This window comes from Rhodococcus sp. NPDC003322 (genome assembly GCF_053589555.1).
In genome coordinates this window covers 645,577-661,334 of sequence record NZ_JBSFSC010000005.1, presented here as the reverse complement: position 1 = coordinate 661,334, position 15,758 = coordinate 645,577, and the positions used below count along the sequence as shown (strand labels likewise).

Sequence of the window (15,758 nt, the reverse complement as noted above, 5' to 3'; positions counted from 1 at the left end):
ATCGTGAAGCGCTGACCAGCCGATTCGCGGTTGGGAGTGTCACTGTTGTAATCTTCTCAAGCGCCCGCAAGGACGTGGACGGGCTGTGGCGCAGCTTGGTAGCGCACCTGACTGGGGGTCAGGTGGTCGCAGGTTCAAATCCTGTCAGCCCGACAGAGGTAAGGCCCCGGCGAATTGTCTCGCCGGGGCCTTACTCGTGTGCGGGCCACCGCGGCTGATCGGTCAGCTCCCGGCCGGGGCGGCGTCCGGATCGAGGACATCACGTTCGACCGTGGTCGCCAACGGCTTCTCGACCAGGCACACCAGTGCGACCAGGGCGATGACGGCCAGCGGCACCATGTATCCGTAGATCGGCAGCAGCGCCTCGTTGTAGGACTCCAGCACCGGGACCCGCACGGTGTCGGGCAGCGCGTTGACCGTGGCCGGGGTCAGCGAGTTCAGGTCCCCGGCGCCGGCCTCGCCCGGGCCCGGCAACCGGTCGCCGAGCAGGTCGGTGAGACGGGCCCCGAAGATCGACCCCACGATCGCCGAGCCGACGGTGGCGCCGACCTGGCGAAAGTAGTTGATCGACGCGGTCGCGGTGCCGACGATGCTGCCGGGGAACGAGTTCTGCACGATCAGGGTCAGGATCTGCAGGCTCAGACCGAGACCGAAGCCGAAGACGCCCAGGTACAGGCACAGCAGGGGCAGCGGGCTGTCGATGTGCAGGGTGGACAGCAGGGCGAGCCCGACGCCCATGGCGGCGGCGCCGGCGATCGGGAACATCTTGTACCGACCGGTCCGCGTGACCAGCGCGCCCGAGGCGGTCGAGGCGACCAGTAACGAACCCATCATGGGCATCATCAGCAGCCCGGCCTGGGCGGCGTCGACACCGGAGACCATCTGGATGTAGGTGGGCATGTAGCCGATGACACCGAACATGGCGATGCCGAACATGAGTGCGGCGACGACGGTGAGGACGAAGTTCCGGTCCGCGAACAGCGACATCGGGATCACCGGGTTCGCGACCCGGAGTTCGGTGAACACGAATGCGACCGCGAGCACGACCGCCGCGACGATCAGGCCGATGATCGTGGGCGAACCCCACTCGTACTGGTTGCCGCCCCAGGTGCAGACCAGCACGATCGCGGTGGTCGCGCCCGCGACCAGGGCCATGCCGGGGTAGTCGATGCTCGGGCGGTGCTCGCGGTGGACCTTCGGCAGTCGCAGGAGCAGCACGGTAGCCAGCACCGCGAGGGCGCCGAGTGGCACGTTGATCCAGAACGCCCATCGCCAGCCCGGCCCCTCGGTCAGCCATCCGCCGAGCAGCGGCCCCGCGACGGAGGAGACGGCGAAGACGGCGCCCATCACGCCCATGTACTTGCCTCGGCTGCGGGCGGGCACCACGTCCGCGATCGCGGCCTGCGAGAGGATCATCAACCCGCCGCCGCCGATGCCCTGGACGACGCGGCCGGCGATGAGCCATTCGATGTCACCGGCGAGCGCGCCGACCACCGATCCGGCGACGAAGGTTCCGATGGCGAAGATCAGCACCGGCTTTCGGCCCAGGAGGTCGCTGATGCGGCCGTAGACGGGCATCATGATGGTGCTCGCCAGGATGTAGCCGGTGATCACCCAGGTCATGTGGTCCACGCCGTTCAGCTCACCCACGATGGTGGGAAGCGCGGTGGACAGGACGGTCTGGTTCAGTGACGCCAGCAGCATCGTCACCATCAGTCCGGCGAAGAGGAGCGTGATGCTGCCCGAACCGGTGGTGCTGTCCGTGGTGTCCGGTCCGTCGGTCTTCACGGTGGTCACGAGATCTCCTCGATTGCGTTGCGGAACACGGAGATTGCGGACTCGAGCGCATCGGAGTGCGCGGAGTTCAGCGCGCTCGGGTCGCGGGTGTAGGCGAACCGGAGCACGGTGCCCGCCAGCATCACCAGTGCCCGGGTGGATTCCGCGGACCGGTGGCCTCCCGCCCCGCCCGCTCCACCGGCGGCGTGCTCGTCGAGCGCGGCGCCGACCAGCTTCTCGGCGGCCGAGACGTGCTCGGACAGGCGCTCGCGCAGTATCGGGAACTCACGGACGAGGGCCGGCACGTCCGTGGCCGAGGTGGGGCCGAACGTGGACTGCACGACCGCGACGATCAGGCGCATGGTGCGGGTGAACCGGTCCCCGTCGCCCGAGTCGAAGTAGCGCGACAGCGCGTCCTCGGGTGCCGACGGCGCCGAGGTGCCCAGGATCGCGTCCTCCTTCGACGCGAAATAGTTGAAGAACGTGCGCCGCGACACGCCCGCCCGATCGGTGATCGCGTCGATCGTCGCGGCGGGCAGACCGTGTTCGCGCGCCAGGGACATCGCGGCCGCATGCAGTTCCAGGGCGGTCCGTGCTCGGTGACGGGCGCGCAGCGTGGTCCGAGAATCATTCACCCGGGCAATATTTGCACTGGTGCACACCAGTACGTGGCGAAACCGGAGGAATGACCCCGGTCCCGGCTCAGGTGCAGTAGAGGGCCGCGACCTCCGGCACGGTCACCTTCATCGCGGCATTGCGTGGCAGGCCGTCGACGATCGCGACCGCCACCGGCACGTGGTGGCTGGGCAGGGCGTCGCGGACCAGGCCGAGCAGATCACCCTCGATGGGTGCCGGTGCCCCGCGGCGGAGTTCGACGGCGGCGAACGGCACCTGCCCGAGCCTGCGATCGGGAACACCGACGACGCACGCGTCCAGAACCGCGGGGTGTCCGAGCAGCACGGCGCGGACGCGTTCGGGGATCACCTTGAAACCGCCGCGATTGATCGCGCCGTCGCCCCGTCCGTGCAGCGTCACGAACCCGTCGGCATCGATCGACGCCAGGTCGGTGGTGCGGATCCATTCCGGTCCGATGACCTCGACCCGGCCCTCCAGCACGCCGCGGGCGCCGACGCCCAGCTGCGCGCCGGTCTCGGGATCGACGATCCGGACCTGCACTCCGGGCAACGGTCGACCGACGCTGTCGGGCTTGCTCTTTCCGAACTGCCGGTGCAGCTCGGGGGTCCAGGCGCACACCGAACCCGCGAACTCCGTGGCCCCGTAGGCCCACAACAGCGGAATGCCGTACCGGTCCTCGAATTGGCGACGCAGCTGCGGGTCGAGGGGGCCGGAGCCGCCGGGCAGCGACTCGAGGGACGCGAGATCCTCGCGTGGGACGTCCGCGTCGAGCAGCATCCGCAGGATCGCCGGTTGCACGCCGGTCCGCCGGATCCGGTAAGTCTTGACGGCGCGCACCCACTCGTCGACCGTGAACTTCTCCAGCAGGACCATCCGCTTGTCCTGGAACGGCGCCGCGAGCAGTTGGCAGATGCCGATGCTGCCGAACGGCCAGAACACCAGTTCCGGGGGATCGTCCGGTGAGGCCGTGAGTCCGCCGGTCATGGTGAGCACGGTGTGCTGCAGGACCGCGGTCCGCAACGGCATGCGCCGAGGTGGTCCGGTGGTACCGCTGGTCAGGATGTGCAGGCCGGCAACGGCTTCCGAGTCGGTGTGCTGCGCATCCCCGGGTCGGTACGGCGCCAGCACTCGCGGGTCGGGCGAGTCCGTCGACAGCGCCAGCGCTGCGCTTCCGGCGCGGTGGCACGCCTCGAGTACCGGTTCGGTCCAGTCGGTTCGGTCGGCGACGACCGCGGCCGCCCGCAGGGTCTCGATGTCCCGGGCGATCGACGCCGGGGACTGGTACGAGTAGACCATCGCCAGCGGGCGGCGGGCGGCGACCAGGCCGAGCGCCGCCGCCGCGTGCGGAAGCCGGTTGCGTGCCACCAGTGCGATCGGTGCGTCCGGCGGTACCCCGGCGCGGTCCCGTGCCGCCGCGAGGTTGTCGATCCGGGCCGCGACCTCGTCGCCGGAATACCAACGGTGCTCGAACTCGATGAACGGGCGATGCCCGTATCCGGCCAGGTGGTCGGCGAGTTCGGCGGCGAACCGGGCGCCGTCGTCCGGCTCGGCGTGCTGCTTGACCATGATGCGGCGGACCTCTCGTCAATACTGCGTGGATCCCTGGTCGACCGAGATCTGGGCGGCGGTCACGTTCTTCGACTCGTCGGACGCCAGCCAGAGCACGGTGTCGGCAATGTCCTCCGGTTCGGCGATCCAGACCGGAAGGAACGGGGTGAGCATGTGCGCGAGCTGCGGATTGCTCTCGGTGGCGTGCCCGACCGCGGTGACCATGTCCCCGCTGCCCATCGGGGTGTTCACCGGACCGGGGTGGACGCTGTTGACGCGGATGGAGTGCCTGCCCAGTTCGGCGGCGAACCCGCGGGCCAGGCCGGTGACCGCGTGCTTGCTGGCGGTGTAGTGCACCATGAACGGCTGCATCTTCACGCCGGCGGCAGAGCTGATCAGGATGATCGAGCCGCCGCGCGCGCCGTCGACGATGTGACGGGCGCCGGCCATCACGGTGTTCCAGGTGCCGGTGACGTTGACCTCCATCACGTCCCGGAACGCCTCCGGGGTGATCTCGTCCCACGGCTGCGGGGACGCGATCCCGGCGTTCGCGACGATCACGTCCAGCCGCCCGAGCTCGGACACCGCGGCGTCCACGGCCTCACGCAGGCCGTCCAGGTCCCGGGTGTCGACGGGCGCGGAGATCGCCCGCCTGCCGTTGGCCTCGACGAGCCGCACCGTCTCGGCGAGGTCGTCCGGTGTGGCCGAGTCGTAGGGCACGCAGTCGGGCAGTTTGCCCGCCACGTCGACGGCGATGATGTCGGCGCCCTCGGCGGACATCCGGACCGCGTGGGCACGACCCTGGCCGCGTGCGGCGCCGGTGATGAAGGCAACCTTGCCTGCGAGTCGATCACACATCGTGCCGTTCCCCTTCCGAACCGCGGCCGCCCGCCTGCCGGGCACCCTCGTTCGTCTCGTATCGGATTGTGCGCGAAGTGTGTTCGGCTTCCGGGGCGGCGGGATTCCGGGAATCCGCGCGCCCACCGTGGCGGCCGGTCACCGATCCTCGTCGGTGAACCGGACGACTCCGCGGATGTTTCGGCCCTCGAGCATGTCCCGGTAGCCGTCGTTGATCTGGTCGAGCCGATACTCGCGGGTGACCATGTCGTCGATCCGAAGATCGCCGAGCTTGTACAGCGCGAGCACCTCGGGGATGTCGAGATGCGGGTTGCCGCCGCCGAAGATGCTGCCCTGCAGCTTCTTCTGCTGCAGCGTGAGGGTGGACAGGTTGAGCGAGGCGTCGGTGGCGGTGACGCTGCCCATGCCTGCCACCACGCAGGTGCCGTTCTTCGCGGTCAGCCGCAGCCAGCTCTCCACATCGCGTCCGTCGCACCGGCCGACGGTGACGATCACCTTCCGGCACATGCGCCCCTCGGTGGCCGCGGTCACCCCGGCCAGCGCGGCGTCCAGATCCGCGAACACCTCGTCGGCCCCGAACTTCGCCGCCTGCTCGCGCTTCCACTCCACCGGGTCCACCGCGAAGACCCTGCGGGCACCGGAGATCACCGCGCCCTGCAGTGCCGCGGTCCCCACGCCGCCCACCCCGACGACCGCGACGTCGTCCCCGGGCCGGACCCGGGCCGTGTGCACCGCGGAGCCGTAACCGGTGGTGACTCCGCAGCCGACCAGGCAGGCGACCTCGAACGGGATCGTCGGGTCGATGCGGACCACCGAGGTCTGGTGAACCACCGCGTACGGGGCGAAGGTGCCCAGCAGCGACATCGGGTACACGTTCCGGCCCCCGGAGGTGATCCGGAACGAGCCGTCGGACACCGACGCCCCGGCGAGCAGGTTCGCGCCCATGTCGCACAGGTTCCGGTTGCCGGACTGGCAGGACGGGCACCTGCCGCACGACGGGATGAACGACATCACGACGTGGTCGCCGACCGTCAGGTCGTCCACGCCGGCGCCGACCTCGACGACCACGCCGGCGCCCTCGTGACCGCCGAGGACCGGGAAGCCCGCCATCTCGACGTCCCCGGTGACCAGGTGGTGGTCGGAGTGACAGAGCCCGGCTGCCTCCATGCGGACCAGGACCTCGCCGCGGCGGGGTTCGCCGATCTCGATCTCCTCGATCGACCACGGCTGGTTGGCGCCGTGGATGAGTGCGCCCTTCGTCTTCACGGGTTCACCTCGACTTTCGTTGCAGTGCCTGCGGGTACCGGCGCCGCGAGCGGAGATCCGGTGTGGGGACGAGGGTTGTCGCCGGTGTCGGCGAGAAGCTCGCGCAGCCGGGACGGGTCGACCTTCCCGGTGGCGCCGCGGGGGATGTCGGCATCGTCGTGGACGATCCGCCACACAGAGGGGACCTTGAACGCGGACAGGAGGGCACGCGCACCCCGCCGGAGCGTCTCGGACGTCAGCTCCGGACCTCCGACGACCGCGACGGCGACCCGGTCGCCGGCAGGTCCGGGCAGGCTGGTGACGAAGGCGGCGCGGACGCCGGGCAGCGTGCGCAGCGCGGCCTGCACCTCGCTCGGGTACACCGTCGCGCCGCTGACCTTGAACATGTCGTCCGAACGGCCCTGGTAGAAGAGGAATCCGTCCTCGTCGACCCGGCCGAGGTCGCCGGTGCGGTAGAACCCGTCGGGGGTGAACACGTCCTCCCGGCGGCGCCGGCAGATTCCGCGCAGCAGATGGGTGCCGCGCAGCCGGATCTCGCCGACGGTGCCCACCGGCGCGGTCTCGCCGGTGCGCGTGTCGACGATCCGCAGCTCGACACCGTCGAACGGCCGGCCACAGCTGCCCCACGCGGTCCGGGGCATGTCGGTGTCGGCCGCGTGGCCGCTGTACGGACCGAAGGACTCCGTCATCCCGAACAGGTTGGCCCGGGCACCGGGCGCGGACCTCAACTCGGCAGGCAACAGCGCCTCGAGGCTGCCCGGCCGCAGCGACGACAGGTCGGCGCGCGCGCCCTCGGCGGCCAACGCCTGCGCCTGGTCCGGCCAGCCCCGGAAGAGGGTGACGCGTTCGCGTTCGAGAAGTTTCAGGGTCGATTCCGGGCTCGGGACCTCCTCGGTGACCAGTGTCGCCCCGGCGGCCAGCGCGGACAGGATGCCCGCCCCGAATCCGCCGACCCAGAAGAACGGCATCGGCAGGTACAGGCGGGTGTCCGGTCCGATGCACCGGTCCGCGAGGGTGGCGATTACCGCTGCGAGGGCGCTGCCGTGGGAGTGGATCACGCCCTTGGGGCTCCCACTGCTTCCGGAGGTGAAGATGACGACCAGGTCGTCGGCGGCGGTGACCCGGTCGGACAGCGGATCGACGAGGGCCAGCGCCTCGGGGGCCGGCCGGTGCAGCGCGAGGTACTCCGGTGTCCACACCCCGCGCAGCGCGGGGAGCGCCGGGTTCAGCAGCGGCTCCTTCCCGGTCGGCAGCGCCGAGCCGAGTTCGGCGGCGAGGCCGTCCAGGTGCCGGCGTCCGCGGAACTCCTCGACCGCCACCAGGAACCGCACCGAGGCGGTGGCCAGTTGCGCGCGCAGTTCGCGGGGCGTGAGCAGGGTGCTGAGCGGGACCGCGACCGCGCCGATCCGGGCCAGCGCCAGGACGATCGTGAGCCAGCGGGTGCTGTTCGGCATCAGCACGCCCACGCGGGTGCCCTTGCCGATGCCGTGTTGGACGAGGGTCGCCGCGACGGTGTGCGTCGCCGCGTCGAGTTCGCGGTAGCTCAGCCGATCCCGGGTGTCGATGACCATCGGCCGGTCCGGATGCGCGGCGCTGTGGCTGCGGAGCAGCGCAGGCACCGTGACCCCGGCGGTGCGGCCGTGGCGGCAGCGCGGTCGATCGCGGCGTCCCGTCACGGTCGGTACGTCGGCCACCGTGGCCCCGGCGGACCTCTGCACCAGGTCCGGGCTGTGCCACCAGCCGTCCGGGTCGAAACACTGTTCGCGGCTGTGCCCGACGTGGCGCAGCATCACCCCGGCGCCGCGGACGCAGAGTTCGCCGACCGACCCCGGGGCGGTGTCGTCCCCGGTGTCGGGGTCGACGATCCTGGTTTCCGTGCCCGCCGCCGTCGCGCCTGCGGTCTCGGCGTGCCCCGGTCCGCCGCCCTCGCGTGCGCAGAACCTGCGCAGGTGTTCGACGAGGAACTCGGCGGACCGCCCGGCGGCCACTCCGGCACGGGTGTGCAGCGCGCCCGGGGTGTGGCGGTCGGGTCCGTACAGGACCGCGACCAGGTCGTCGTCGGCGACGTCGGCCTCCACCGCCTCCAGCAGATCCACCGGGATCGTGTTCCCGTGCCGCAGGAACCCCTCGACCTCGCCGGTGCCGATCACGTGCCGCAGGTGCGGCAGGTCGGTGCCCGGTGCCGGAGCGTCGTCGGGCGGACCGAGCACGATCTCCACCTCGGCGTCGGAGAGGCGGCGGCGGGTCTCGGTGCCGCTGGCGTCGTCGGCGGGGTCGGGCAGCGGAACGACGACGGCACCGACCCGCAGCGCCGCCGGCGCCCACTCGGCGAACCGGGCTCCGCCGTGAATGCCGACGCGGGTGCCCTTGCCCGCGCCGAGCGCGATCAGGGCACGGGCTGCTCGCGCGTCGGGGGTCTCCCGGTCACGCGGCCCGGTCGCAGGCGTCGCCGTCGGCTGTTCGTCAGCGGACATCGCCCACCCCGGGGTCGTGATCGGCAAGGCTGTCGAAGTGGGCACGGACGGCGGCCAGATCGGCCTTCCCGGAAGGGGTTCGGGGCAGCGCCGGGACCACGGCGATCTCGGTGGGGATCTCGTAGCGGGCCAGTCGTGCCGACAGATACGTGGTCAGCGCCGTCGCGTCGGCGGTCCCGCCGGCGCTCAGTTCGACCATCGCGACCGGCACCTCGCCGAGCCGGTCGTCGCGGCGGCCGATGACGGCGGCGCCGAGAACGTCGGGGTGGGATTCCAGTGCGGCGCGGACGTCCTCGGGGAGCACCTTGAATCCGCCGCGGATGACGGCCTGGTCCGCCCGCCCGACGATCCAGAGGAATCCGTCTCCGTCGAGGCGGGCGAGGTCGGTGGTGTGGATCCAGTCGGCGTCGGCGCCGAGCTGACCCGGCTTGACCTCGAGCAGTCCCACCTCGCCGGTCGGCAGTTCGTTGCCGCCCTCGTCGACGACCCGCAGCCGGGATCCGGGCTGGGCGCGGCCCACGCTGCCCCGCTTGGTGGCCCAGTGGCGTCGGTGGTCGGGCAGGGTCCAGCCGGCGACGCCGCCCCCGAACTCGGTTGCGGCGTACGAGGTGAGGACGGGGATCCCGAACCGCTCGGTGAACGCGTCGGCGTCGTCGGCGGACAGCGGTGCGGTGCCCGAGGTGACGACGGTGATGCCGTCGAGATCCTCGCGGGTGAGATCGGAGTGCAGGATGCTGCGCACTGCGGCGGGGACCAGCGACACCGCGCGTGGACGGTACCGCCGCACCGCGTCCGCCCAGGCCCGGATCTCGAAACGGGGGAGCAGCACGAACGGTCGTGCGGCCACGATGCACTGCAGCACCCGGAACACGCCGCCGATGTGGACCAGGGGTGCGTTGACGATCCCGACGCCACTGCTGAGCTTCTCCGGGCAGCGGCCCGGTTCGGGTCCGAGAACGCTTCGGGCGAGCATGTCGTAGGTCAGGGCGACCCGCTTCGGCGGCCCGGTGGTGCCGCTGGTGAGCATCAGGACGGCCACCTTCGGATCACTCTCGGGGGAATCGACCCTGCCGGAACCGCTCTGCGTGGCAGGGGCCGGGACCGTGCCGGTCGCAGGGTGCACGACGGGGGCCTCGGTCAGGTCGGTGACGGACACGGTGGTGACATCGGGGGCGACGAACGTCGCCAGGTCGTCGGCTTCGCCGAGAACGACGGGCAGGGCCAGGGCGCGCAGGTCGGCGCGGGTCCGGTCGTCGCCGCGGGACGGATTGACCACCACGACGCAGCCGCCGCCGAGCAGGACTCCGAGCAGTGCGGCGACGTGGACGGGCCGATTGCGCAGCAGGATCCCGACCCGCGGTGCCCTGCCGGGAGCGATCCGGCCGACGGTCTCCCGGATCCGCTCGGCACAGTCGGAGAGTTGCCGCCAGGTGCACCAGTTGCCGCCGTATTCGATTGCTGCGGAGTCGAGTTCGATCCGGAGGACGTCGGCGATGCGACGTGAGAGGACGTGATCCGGTGTGGTGGCGGGGGCATTCATCGTGGTCACTGCCGTTCCTATCGAATTCTCGGGGCGGTCCGGCCGTGGTTCCCCGAGCGGGCGCGCTGCTGCGCCAGCTGCGCAGTACCGATCGGATTGCCCAGGCGGGTGTAGATCAGGCCGTGGTCGAGCGCCGCGCGGTAGGGCTTGTCCAGAGACTCCCAGATGGCCTTGACCGTTCCCTGGGTGGCGGCCGGTGGCTTGGCGGCGATCGTCGCGGCGATCTCGTGGGCGCGGGCCCAGAGGTCGGCGGCGGGGAGGACCTCCGAGACGAGTCCGATGCGGAGCGCGGTGTCGGCGCAGATCCGTTCGTCGTTGCCCATCAACGCGATTCGCAGTGTCTCGCCCAGTCCGACGCGGCGCATCAGACCGACCGGTTCCAGTGCGGAGACGAGGCCGGCCGAGACGTGAGAGTCGAAGAACGTCGCGTCGGCGCCGCAGATGACGATGTCGGCCTCGTTGACGAAGTAGAACGCGCCGGCGGTGCACATGCCCTGGACGGCGCACACGACCGGTTTCCACATCTTCTGCCATTTCGGGCTGAGCAGTTCGCCCGGGTCCTCGTGACTCCAGATGTTGTCGGGCTGTCCGTAGCTGGACTTGACGTCGAGGCCCGCGCTGAATGCCCGGTCGCCCGCTGCGCGCAGCACCACGGCGTGGACGCGATCGTCGAGCTTGACGTCCTGCCACACCCGGGCCATCTCCTCGCACATGGTCCGGTCGAACGCGTTGAGGCGGTCCGGGCGGTTGAGGGTGACGGTGGCGACGTGGGTCGCCGCGTCCACCTCGACCAGGAGCGTTTCCCAATCGGTCCGCAGGGCGGGCGTCCGCCCTCCCGTCGAGCCGGGCGTCTGCCCTTCCGGCGAGCCGGGCGTCTGCCCTTCCGGCGAGCCCGTCATCTGCCCTTCCGGCGAGCCCGTCATCTGCCCTTCCGGCGAGCCGGTCATCTGCACTGCCAATCCGGTGCGCGCTTCTCGACGAAGGCGCGGGGGCCTTCGAGTGCGTCCTCGGTTCGGGTCACTCGTTCGCGGAAGGATTCGGCGAGCATCTCGGCTTCGTGCAGGGGCAGGTCGAGTCCCTTGAGGATGGCGAGCCGGGTTCCGCGGACCGCGAGGGGTGCGTTGGAGTTGACGATGTCGGCGATTTCGTGTGCGCGCTCGAGCAGACGGTCGGGTTCGACGACCTCGCTGATCATCCCCAGTTCGCGCGCCCGCTGCGCCGGCATGCGTTCGTGCTTGCCCATCAGTGCCATTCTCAGCGCGACGGAGCGGGGGAGCACGCGAGCCAGACGTACCACTTCACGGCCGGCGACCAACCCGATCGAGACGTGGGGGTCGAAGAATGTGGCGTTCGCCGATGCGATCACGATGTCGCCGGTGGTCACCCAGTCGAGTCCGGCGCCGCAGCAGAGTCCGTTGACCGCGGTGATCACGGGTTTCGCCATCGTGCGGAAGGGGGGAGTGCCTTCCTGCGGTGCCTCCCACTGCTCGTAGGTGGACAGGTAGGGCTTCTCGTTGATCACCTTGCCGTCACCGGGGATCTCCTTGACGTCGGCGCCGGTGCAGAATGCCCGGCCGCTGCCGGTGACGATGAGCAGCCACACCTGGTCGTCGTTCTCGACTTCGGCGTACGCGGCGCGTAGTTCGGTGATCATGTGAGGGCTCAGGGCGTTCAGCGCGTCGGGGCGGTTGAGCGTGATGGTCGCGGTGTGGCCGTCGACTTCGTACTTGATCGTGTCGTACGACATGCGGGTCCTCTCGGTGCGGCTTGTCGCGGTTCGGGTCGTCGCGGTGCGGGGTGTCTCGGTGCGGGTTGTCTCAGCGTTGTTCATCGGCCCTCGAATGCGGGGTTCCGGCGATGCGTGAATGCCGCCAGTCCCTCCTTGAAATCGCCGGTGCGACACGCGAGTTCGAGGTTGTAGAGCTCCTGGGTCATCGCCTGCTCCAGCGTGGCGTGCTGAGCGTGCGCGAGTGCCTGCTTCGCGAAGCCGAGTGCGACGGTCGGCCCGGTGGCCAGCCGGTGCAGCAGGTCCTCCACGGCCCGGTCGAGATCGGCCGCAGGCACGCTGTCGTGGACGAGGCCCCAGTCCGCGGCCCGGGTGCCGCTGACCTTCTCTCCGAGGAGAAGCATCCTGCGCGCCCGGGCGAGTCCGACGAGGCGGGGCAGCAGCCAGGTGGACCCGGAGTCGGGGCTGAATCCGCGGCTCAGGAAGGGTTCCCAGAAGACGGCGTCGTCGGCGGCGAGGGTGAAATCCGCGGCGAGGGCGAGGTTGCAGCCGAGTCCGACGGCCCAGCCTCGGACGCTGCAGACGACCGGCAGTGCGATGGTGTGGACGAGTTCGATGACGCGATGCGCGCCGTGGGGAACGCGCCGGACGAGATTTCCGGCGCGAGGGCGGACGGCTTCCGGGTTGTCGCCGGAGCGCGAATTGGTGTCGACCCAGTCCGCGCCGGCGCAGAAGTTCTCGCCCGCGCCGCGGATGTGGATCGCGCGCAGGGTGTCGTCGGAGGCCGCGTCGGTGAGCGTGCGGACGAGGTCGTCGATCATCGCGTGGCTGAGTGCGTTGCGCGCTCGGGGGCGGTCGAGGACGACGTCGAGCAGGGCGCCCTCCCGATGTGTCCTGACGGCGGCGGTCGCGCCCGCCGAGTCGATGTCCGTGGTCACCGCCGGCTCCCATCTTCTGCGTCCACTCTTCGGTGAATCCGTTCTTCCCAGACAGATACTGTTAGCTATACGGTAGGCGATACCGTTATTGCTGACACAAGTTAGCAAGGATCGGCCGCGGACGGAACCACGCTGCCGAGGAAGGTGGCCCATGGCGCAGCAGGACGACGCCCGATTCGGCGAGAAGCCGCTCGGGCAGACGATGGCGGCCGCAGCGGCGATGCGGCGGATGACCGGGCTGCTGCTGGCGCTCGAGCGAGACCATCCGGCGGTGGACGAGATGCTGGCGCGGCTGGCCGAATGGGAGCGAGCCATCGCACCCTCCGCGCCGCGCGACCCGGCGCCGCGGATCGGTCCGAACCCCGATCCCGGTCGACGCATCTACCTGGACCACGCCTTCGACATCGGCGCATTCAATCCGAGCTTCCCCGAATACCGCTTCGACCGGATCGAAGCCGACTCCGCATCCGGGACCGTGTGCTTTCCCGTGCCGTACGAGGGGCCGCCCGGACTGGTGCACGGCGGGTTCCTCGGGGTGTTCTTCGACTGCGTGGCGCAGCATCACAACTGCGCGGTGCGGGCGTCCGGCAAGACCCGTTCGATGAACATCCGCTACCGGCGGCCCACACCACTCCTGACCGACCTGGCCTTCGACATCGCCCGGCAGCCGACCGAGCGTGGCGTCCTGTCGACGGTTCGGCTGCTCCACGGCGACGAACTGTTGTGCACGGGAGAGGTCGACGCGGTTGCGCTCTCGCCGGACAAGCTCGCCGGCTTCCGATTCGACGGCCGGCGTGCGGACGGGGGCGCGCCGTGACCGGCGACCATCCGCCCGGCGTGACCGGCGAGCGTCCGCCCGGCGTGACCGGCGAGCGTCCGCCCGGCGTGGTCGGCGAGCGTCCGCTCGAGGGCGTGCTCGTCGTCGCGATGGAGCAGGCGGTCGCGGGCCCCTTCGCCACCCGTCACCTCGCCGACCTGGGTGCCCGCGTGATCAAGGTGGAGCGGGTCGACGGAGGCGACTTCGCTCGAGGCTTCGACACCGCCGCCGGCGGGATGGGGGCGCACTTCGCCTGGCTCAACCGCACCAAGGAGTCGCTCGCCCTGGACGTCAAGTCCGAGTTCGGGCGGCAGGTCCTCGGGTCGCTGCTGAGCGGCGCCGACGTCTTCCTGCACAACCTGGCGCCCGGAGCGGCCGCCGATCTCGGGCTGGCCGCCGCGGACCTGACGGTGGCTCACCCACAGCTCGTCGTCTGTGAGATCTCCGGTTACGGCACCGGCGGCCCGTACGACAGCCGGCGCGCCTACGACCTGCTGGTGCAATGCGAGGCGGCCGTGGTGTCGGTGACCGGCACGGTCGAAGCGCCGATCAAACCCGGAATCGCCGTCGCCGACATCGCCGCCGGGAGCTACGCGTACTCCTCGATCCTCGCCGCATTGCTCGCCCGGCACCGCACCGGTCGCGGCTGCGTCATCGAGGTCAGCATGCTCGACGCGGTCGCGGAGTGGATGGGCTATCCCCTGACCGTCGCCAAACACGGCGGCACTCCGAAGATGAACGCGGGCATGAGCCATCCGGCGATCGCGCCCTACGACGCCTACCCGGTGGCGGCGGGCGGTCTGGTCGCGCTGAGTGTGCAGAACGATCGGGAGTGGGCACGCCTGGCGCGCCTGGTGCTCGGCCGCGACGAACTGGTGGACGATCCACGGTTCGCGACCAACGCCGCGCGCGTCGCCCACCGGGGGCTGGTCGACGCCCTGGTCGGCGAACATCTGGCGCCGCTGGGTTTCGAGGAGGCCGTCGAGGAACTGACCGGCGCCGGAATCGCCTGCGCGAGGATCAATTCGGTCCGCGACCTGGTCGATCATCCTCAGCTCGTCGAGCGGCATCGATGGGTCGAGGTCGACTCCCCGGTCGGGGTCGTGCCGACCCTTCTTCCGCCGGCACCCAGCTCGGGCTGGGACGTCGCGCTCGGGCCGATTCCCGCGCTCGGTGCCGACACCGAACACATCCTGGCCGAACTCGGCCTGTCGAACAGGAAGGTATCCGACTCATGAGTGGTCCGACCCCGTCCGATCCGCGCATTCTCTTCGACGTCGACAGGGATCGCAGGATTGCCACCATCACGCTGAACAATCCGCAGCAGCGCAATTCCTACGATGCCGCCATGCGTGACAGCCTCGCGCGATGCCTCGACGCCGTCGCGGACGACGACGACCTGACGGTGGTGCTGTTGCGGGGCGCCGAGGGGGTGTTCAGCACCGGCGCGGACATGAACAACGCGTACGGGTGGTACGGCGAACGCAACGGCGACTCGCCTGCCGGATCACGGACCGTCAAGAGCAGGCCGAGCCAGCGCAGGCGGCTGACGGTGGATCGCAGGTCGTTCGACTTCTATCACAACTTTCTCGGGTTCCCGAAGGTGACGGTGGGTGAGATCAGCGGCTATGCGCTCGGTGGCGGCTTCGAGATGGCGCTGATGACCGACATCTCGGTCATTGCCCGGGACACGCGGATCGGTATGCCCGCCACCAGGTTTCTCGGGCCTGCGCTCGGCAGCCTGCACATGTTCTTCCATCGGCTCGGCCCGGTGCTCGCGCGCCGGCTGTTGCTGACCGGCGACATCGTCGAGGCGGCCGCGGTCGAGCACCTGGGGGTGTTCACCGAGACCTGCGCCGGCGACGTCGTGACCGCGCGAGCGAGGTACTGGGCCGAGAAGGCGGCGCGTATGCCCGCCGACGGTGTGGTGATCGCGAAGGAGGCGTTCCGCCTGGTCGAGCAGAGTCAGGCCTACCAGGGGGAGGAGGTGGCGAGCTATCTCTTCCACGCCTTCGGCACGAATCTGCAGTTCGCGCCGGGCGAGTTCAACTTCGTGAAGACCCGTGCCGAGGTGGGCACCAGGGAGGCCTTCCGGCTGCGTGACGCGCACTTCGACGTGCCCGAGCCCGATTTGCGCTAGAGACCGGCGCCGCCAGAATTATCTACTGTTGCCACTACG

The 15,758-nt window shown here is 70.4% G+C and carries 13 protein-coding genes, 1 tRNA gene and 1 pseudogene; 4 read left to right on the top strand and 11 right to left on the bottom strand.

All coding sequences use genetic code 11. From position 1 onward, the window contains the following. The first annotated feature begins 79 nt into the window (after positions 1-79). Positions 80-153, top strand: a tRNA-Pro gene (locus ACWDUM_RS22420). A gap of 69 nt (positions 154-222) precedes the next feature. Here the strand turns inward: ACWDUM_RS22420 and ACWDUM_RS22415 are convergent. The 11 genes and pseudogenes from ACWDUM_RS22415 to ACWDUM_RS22365 form a co-directional block, all read right to left on the bottom strand. Then, positions 223-1,797 (bottom strand): MDR family MFS transporter, encoded by a 1,575-nt coding sequence (locus ACWDUM_RS22415; protein ID WP_450135653.1) that lies wholly within the window; start codon positions 1,795-1,797, stop codon positions 223-225. Beyond that, the gene (locus tag ACWDUM_RS22410) at positions 1,794-2,411 is read right to left on the bottom strand and encodes a TetR/AcrR family transcriptional regulator (protein ID WP_450135652.1); all 618 of its coding nucleotides are present in this window, start codon (positions 2,409-2,411) and stop codon (positions 1,794-1,796) included. The genes ACWDUM_RS22415 and ACWDUM_RS22410 overlap by 4 nt, the downstream gene beginning before the upstream one ends. Before the next feature lie 67 nt (positions 2,412-2,478). Beyond that, the gene (locus ACWDUM_RS22405; protein WP_450135651.1) at positions 2,479-3,978 is read right to left on the bottom strand and encodes a class I adenylate-forming enzyme family protein; all 1,500 of its coding nucleotides are present in this window, start codon (positions 3,976-3,978) and stop codon (positions 2,479-2,481) included. Positions 3,979-3,996: 18 nt separating this feature from the next. After that, positions 3,997-4,818 (bottom strand): mycofactocin-coupled SDR family oxidoreductase, encoded by an 822-nt coding sequence (locus ACWDUM_RS22400; RefSeq protein WP_450135650.1) that lies wholly within the window; start codon positions 4,816-4,818, stop codon positions 3,997-3,999. Positions 4,819-4,956: 138 nt separating this feature from the next. Next, the gene (locus tag ACWDUM_RS22395) at positions 4,957-6,084 is read right to left on the bottom strand and encodes an NDMA-dependent alcohol dehydrogenase (protein ID WP_450116311.1); all 1,128 of its coding nucleotides are present in this window, start codon (positions 6,082-6,084) and stop codon (positions 4,957-4,959) included. Continuing rightward, entirely contained in the window at positions 6,081-7,760 is a 1,680-nt protein-coding gene (locus ACWDUM_RS22390) for a class I adenylate-forming enzyme family protein (RefSeq protein WP_450135703.1), read from the bottom strand. The genes ACWDUM_RS22395 and ACWDUM_RS22390 overlap by 4 nt, the downstream gene beginning before the upstream one ends. 120 nt (positions 7,761-7,880) lie before the next feature. Then, positions 7,881-8,558 (bottom strand): annotated as a pseudogene (locus ACWDUM_RS22385) (AMP-binding protein); the annotation flags it as partial. Beyond that, positions 8,548-10,098 carry a class I adenylate-forming enzyme family protein gene (locus tag ACWDUM_RS22380; RefSeq protein WP_450135702.1) on the bottom strand — a complete coding sequence of 517 codons (1,551 nt, stop codon included), beginning with the start codon at positions 10,096-10,098 and terminating at the stop codon, positions 8,548-8,550. The gene ACWDUM_RS22380 and the pseudogene ACWDUM_RS22385, both read right to left, overlap by 11 nt. Positions 10,099-10,115: 17 nt before the next feature. Continuing rightward, complete coding sequence (locus tag ACWDUM_RS22375) at positions 10,116-10,916, bottom strand: enoyl-CoA hydratase/isomerase family protein (protein ID WP_450135701.1); 801 nt, start codon at positions 10,914-10,916, stop codon at positions 10,116-10,118. A 125-nt stretch (positions 10,917-11,041) separates the two neighbouring features. After that, entirely contained in the window at positions 11,042-11,845 is an 804-nt protein-coding gene (locus tag ACWDUM_RS22370; RefSeq protein ID WP_450135649.1) for an enoyl-CoA hydratase/isomerase family protein, read from the bottom strand. Positions 11,846-11,925: 80 nt separating this feature from the next. Next, on the bottom strand, positions 11,926-12,762 hold the full coding sequence (locus tag ACWDUM_RS22365; protein ID WP_450135648.1) for an enoyl-CoA hydratase/isomerase family protein: 837 nt from the start codon (positions 12,760-12,762) through the stop codon (positions 11,926-11,928). 151 nt (positions 12,763-12,913) lie between these two features. Here ACWDUM_RS22365 and ACWDUM_RS22360 point away from each other — a divergent pair, with 151 nt between their 5' ends. Genes ACWDUM_RS22360 through ACWDUM_RS22350 form a run of 3 tightly spaced genes read left to right on the top strand, consistent with a single transcriptional unit; the run spans position 12,914 to position 15,719 of the window. Then, entirely contained in the window at positions 12,914-13,579 is a 666-nt protein-coding gene (locus ACWDUM_RS22360; protein ID WP_450135647.1) for a PaaI family thioesterase, read from the top strand. Beyond that, the gene (locus ACWDUM_RS22355; RefSeq protein ID WP_450135646.1) at positions 13,576-14,817 is read left to right on the top strand and encodes a CaiB/BaiF CoA transferase family protein; all 1,242 of its coding nucleotides are present in this window, start codon (positions 13,576-13,578) and stop codon (positions 14,815-14,817) included. Before ACWDUM_RS22360 ends, ACWDUM_RS22355 begins: the two co-directional genes overlap by 4 nt. Then, positions 14,814-15,719 (top strand): enoyl-CoA hydratase/isomerase family protein, encoded by a 906-nt coding sequence (locus ACWDUM_RS22350; protein ID WP_450116317.1) that lies wholly within the window; start codon positions 14,814-14,816, stop codon positions 15,717-15,719. The genes ACWDUM_RS22355 and ACWDUM_RS22350 overlap by 4 nt, the downstream gene beginning before the upstream one ends. Positions 15,720-15,758: the final 39 nt, after the last annotated feature.

Coding starts and splice junctions, on each gene's coding strand:
- ACWDUM_RS22405 (WP_450135651.1), bottom strand. CDS start 3,978: ATGGTCAAGCAGCACGCCGAGCCGGACGACGGCGCCCGGTTCGCCGCC.
- ACWDUM_RS22400 (WP_450135650.1), bottom strand. CDS start 4,818: ATGTGTGATCGACTCGCAGGCAAGGTTGCCTTCATCACCGGCGCCGCA.
- ACWDUM_RS22380 (WP_450135702.1), bottom strand. CDS start 10,098: ATGAATGCCCCCGCCACCACACCGGATCACGTCCTCTCACGTCGCATC.
- ACWDUM_RS22370 (WP_450135649.1), bottom strand. CDS start 11,845: ATGTCGTACGACACGATCAAGTACGAAGTCGACGGCCACACCGCGACC.
- ACWDUM_RS22360 (WP_450135647.1), top strand. CDS start 12,914: ATGGCGCAGCAGGACGACGCCCGATTCGGCGAGAAGCCGCTCGGGCAG.
- ACWDUM_RS22350 (WP_450116317.1), top strand. CDS start 14,814: ATGAGTGGTCCGACCCCGTCCGATCCGCGCATTCTCTTCGACGTCGAC.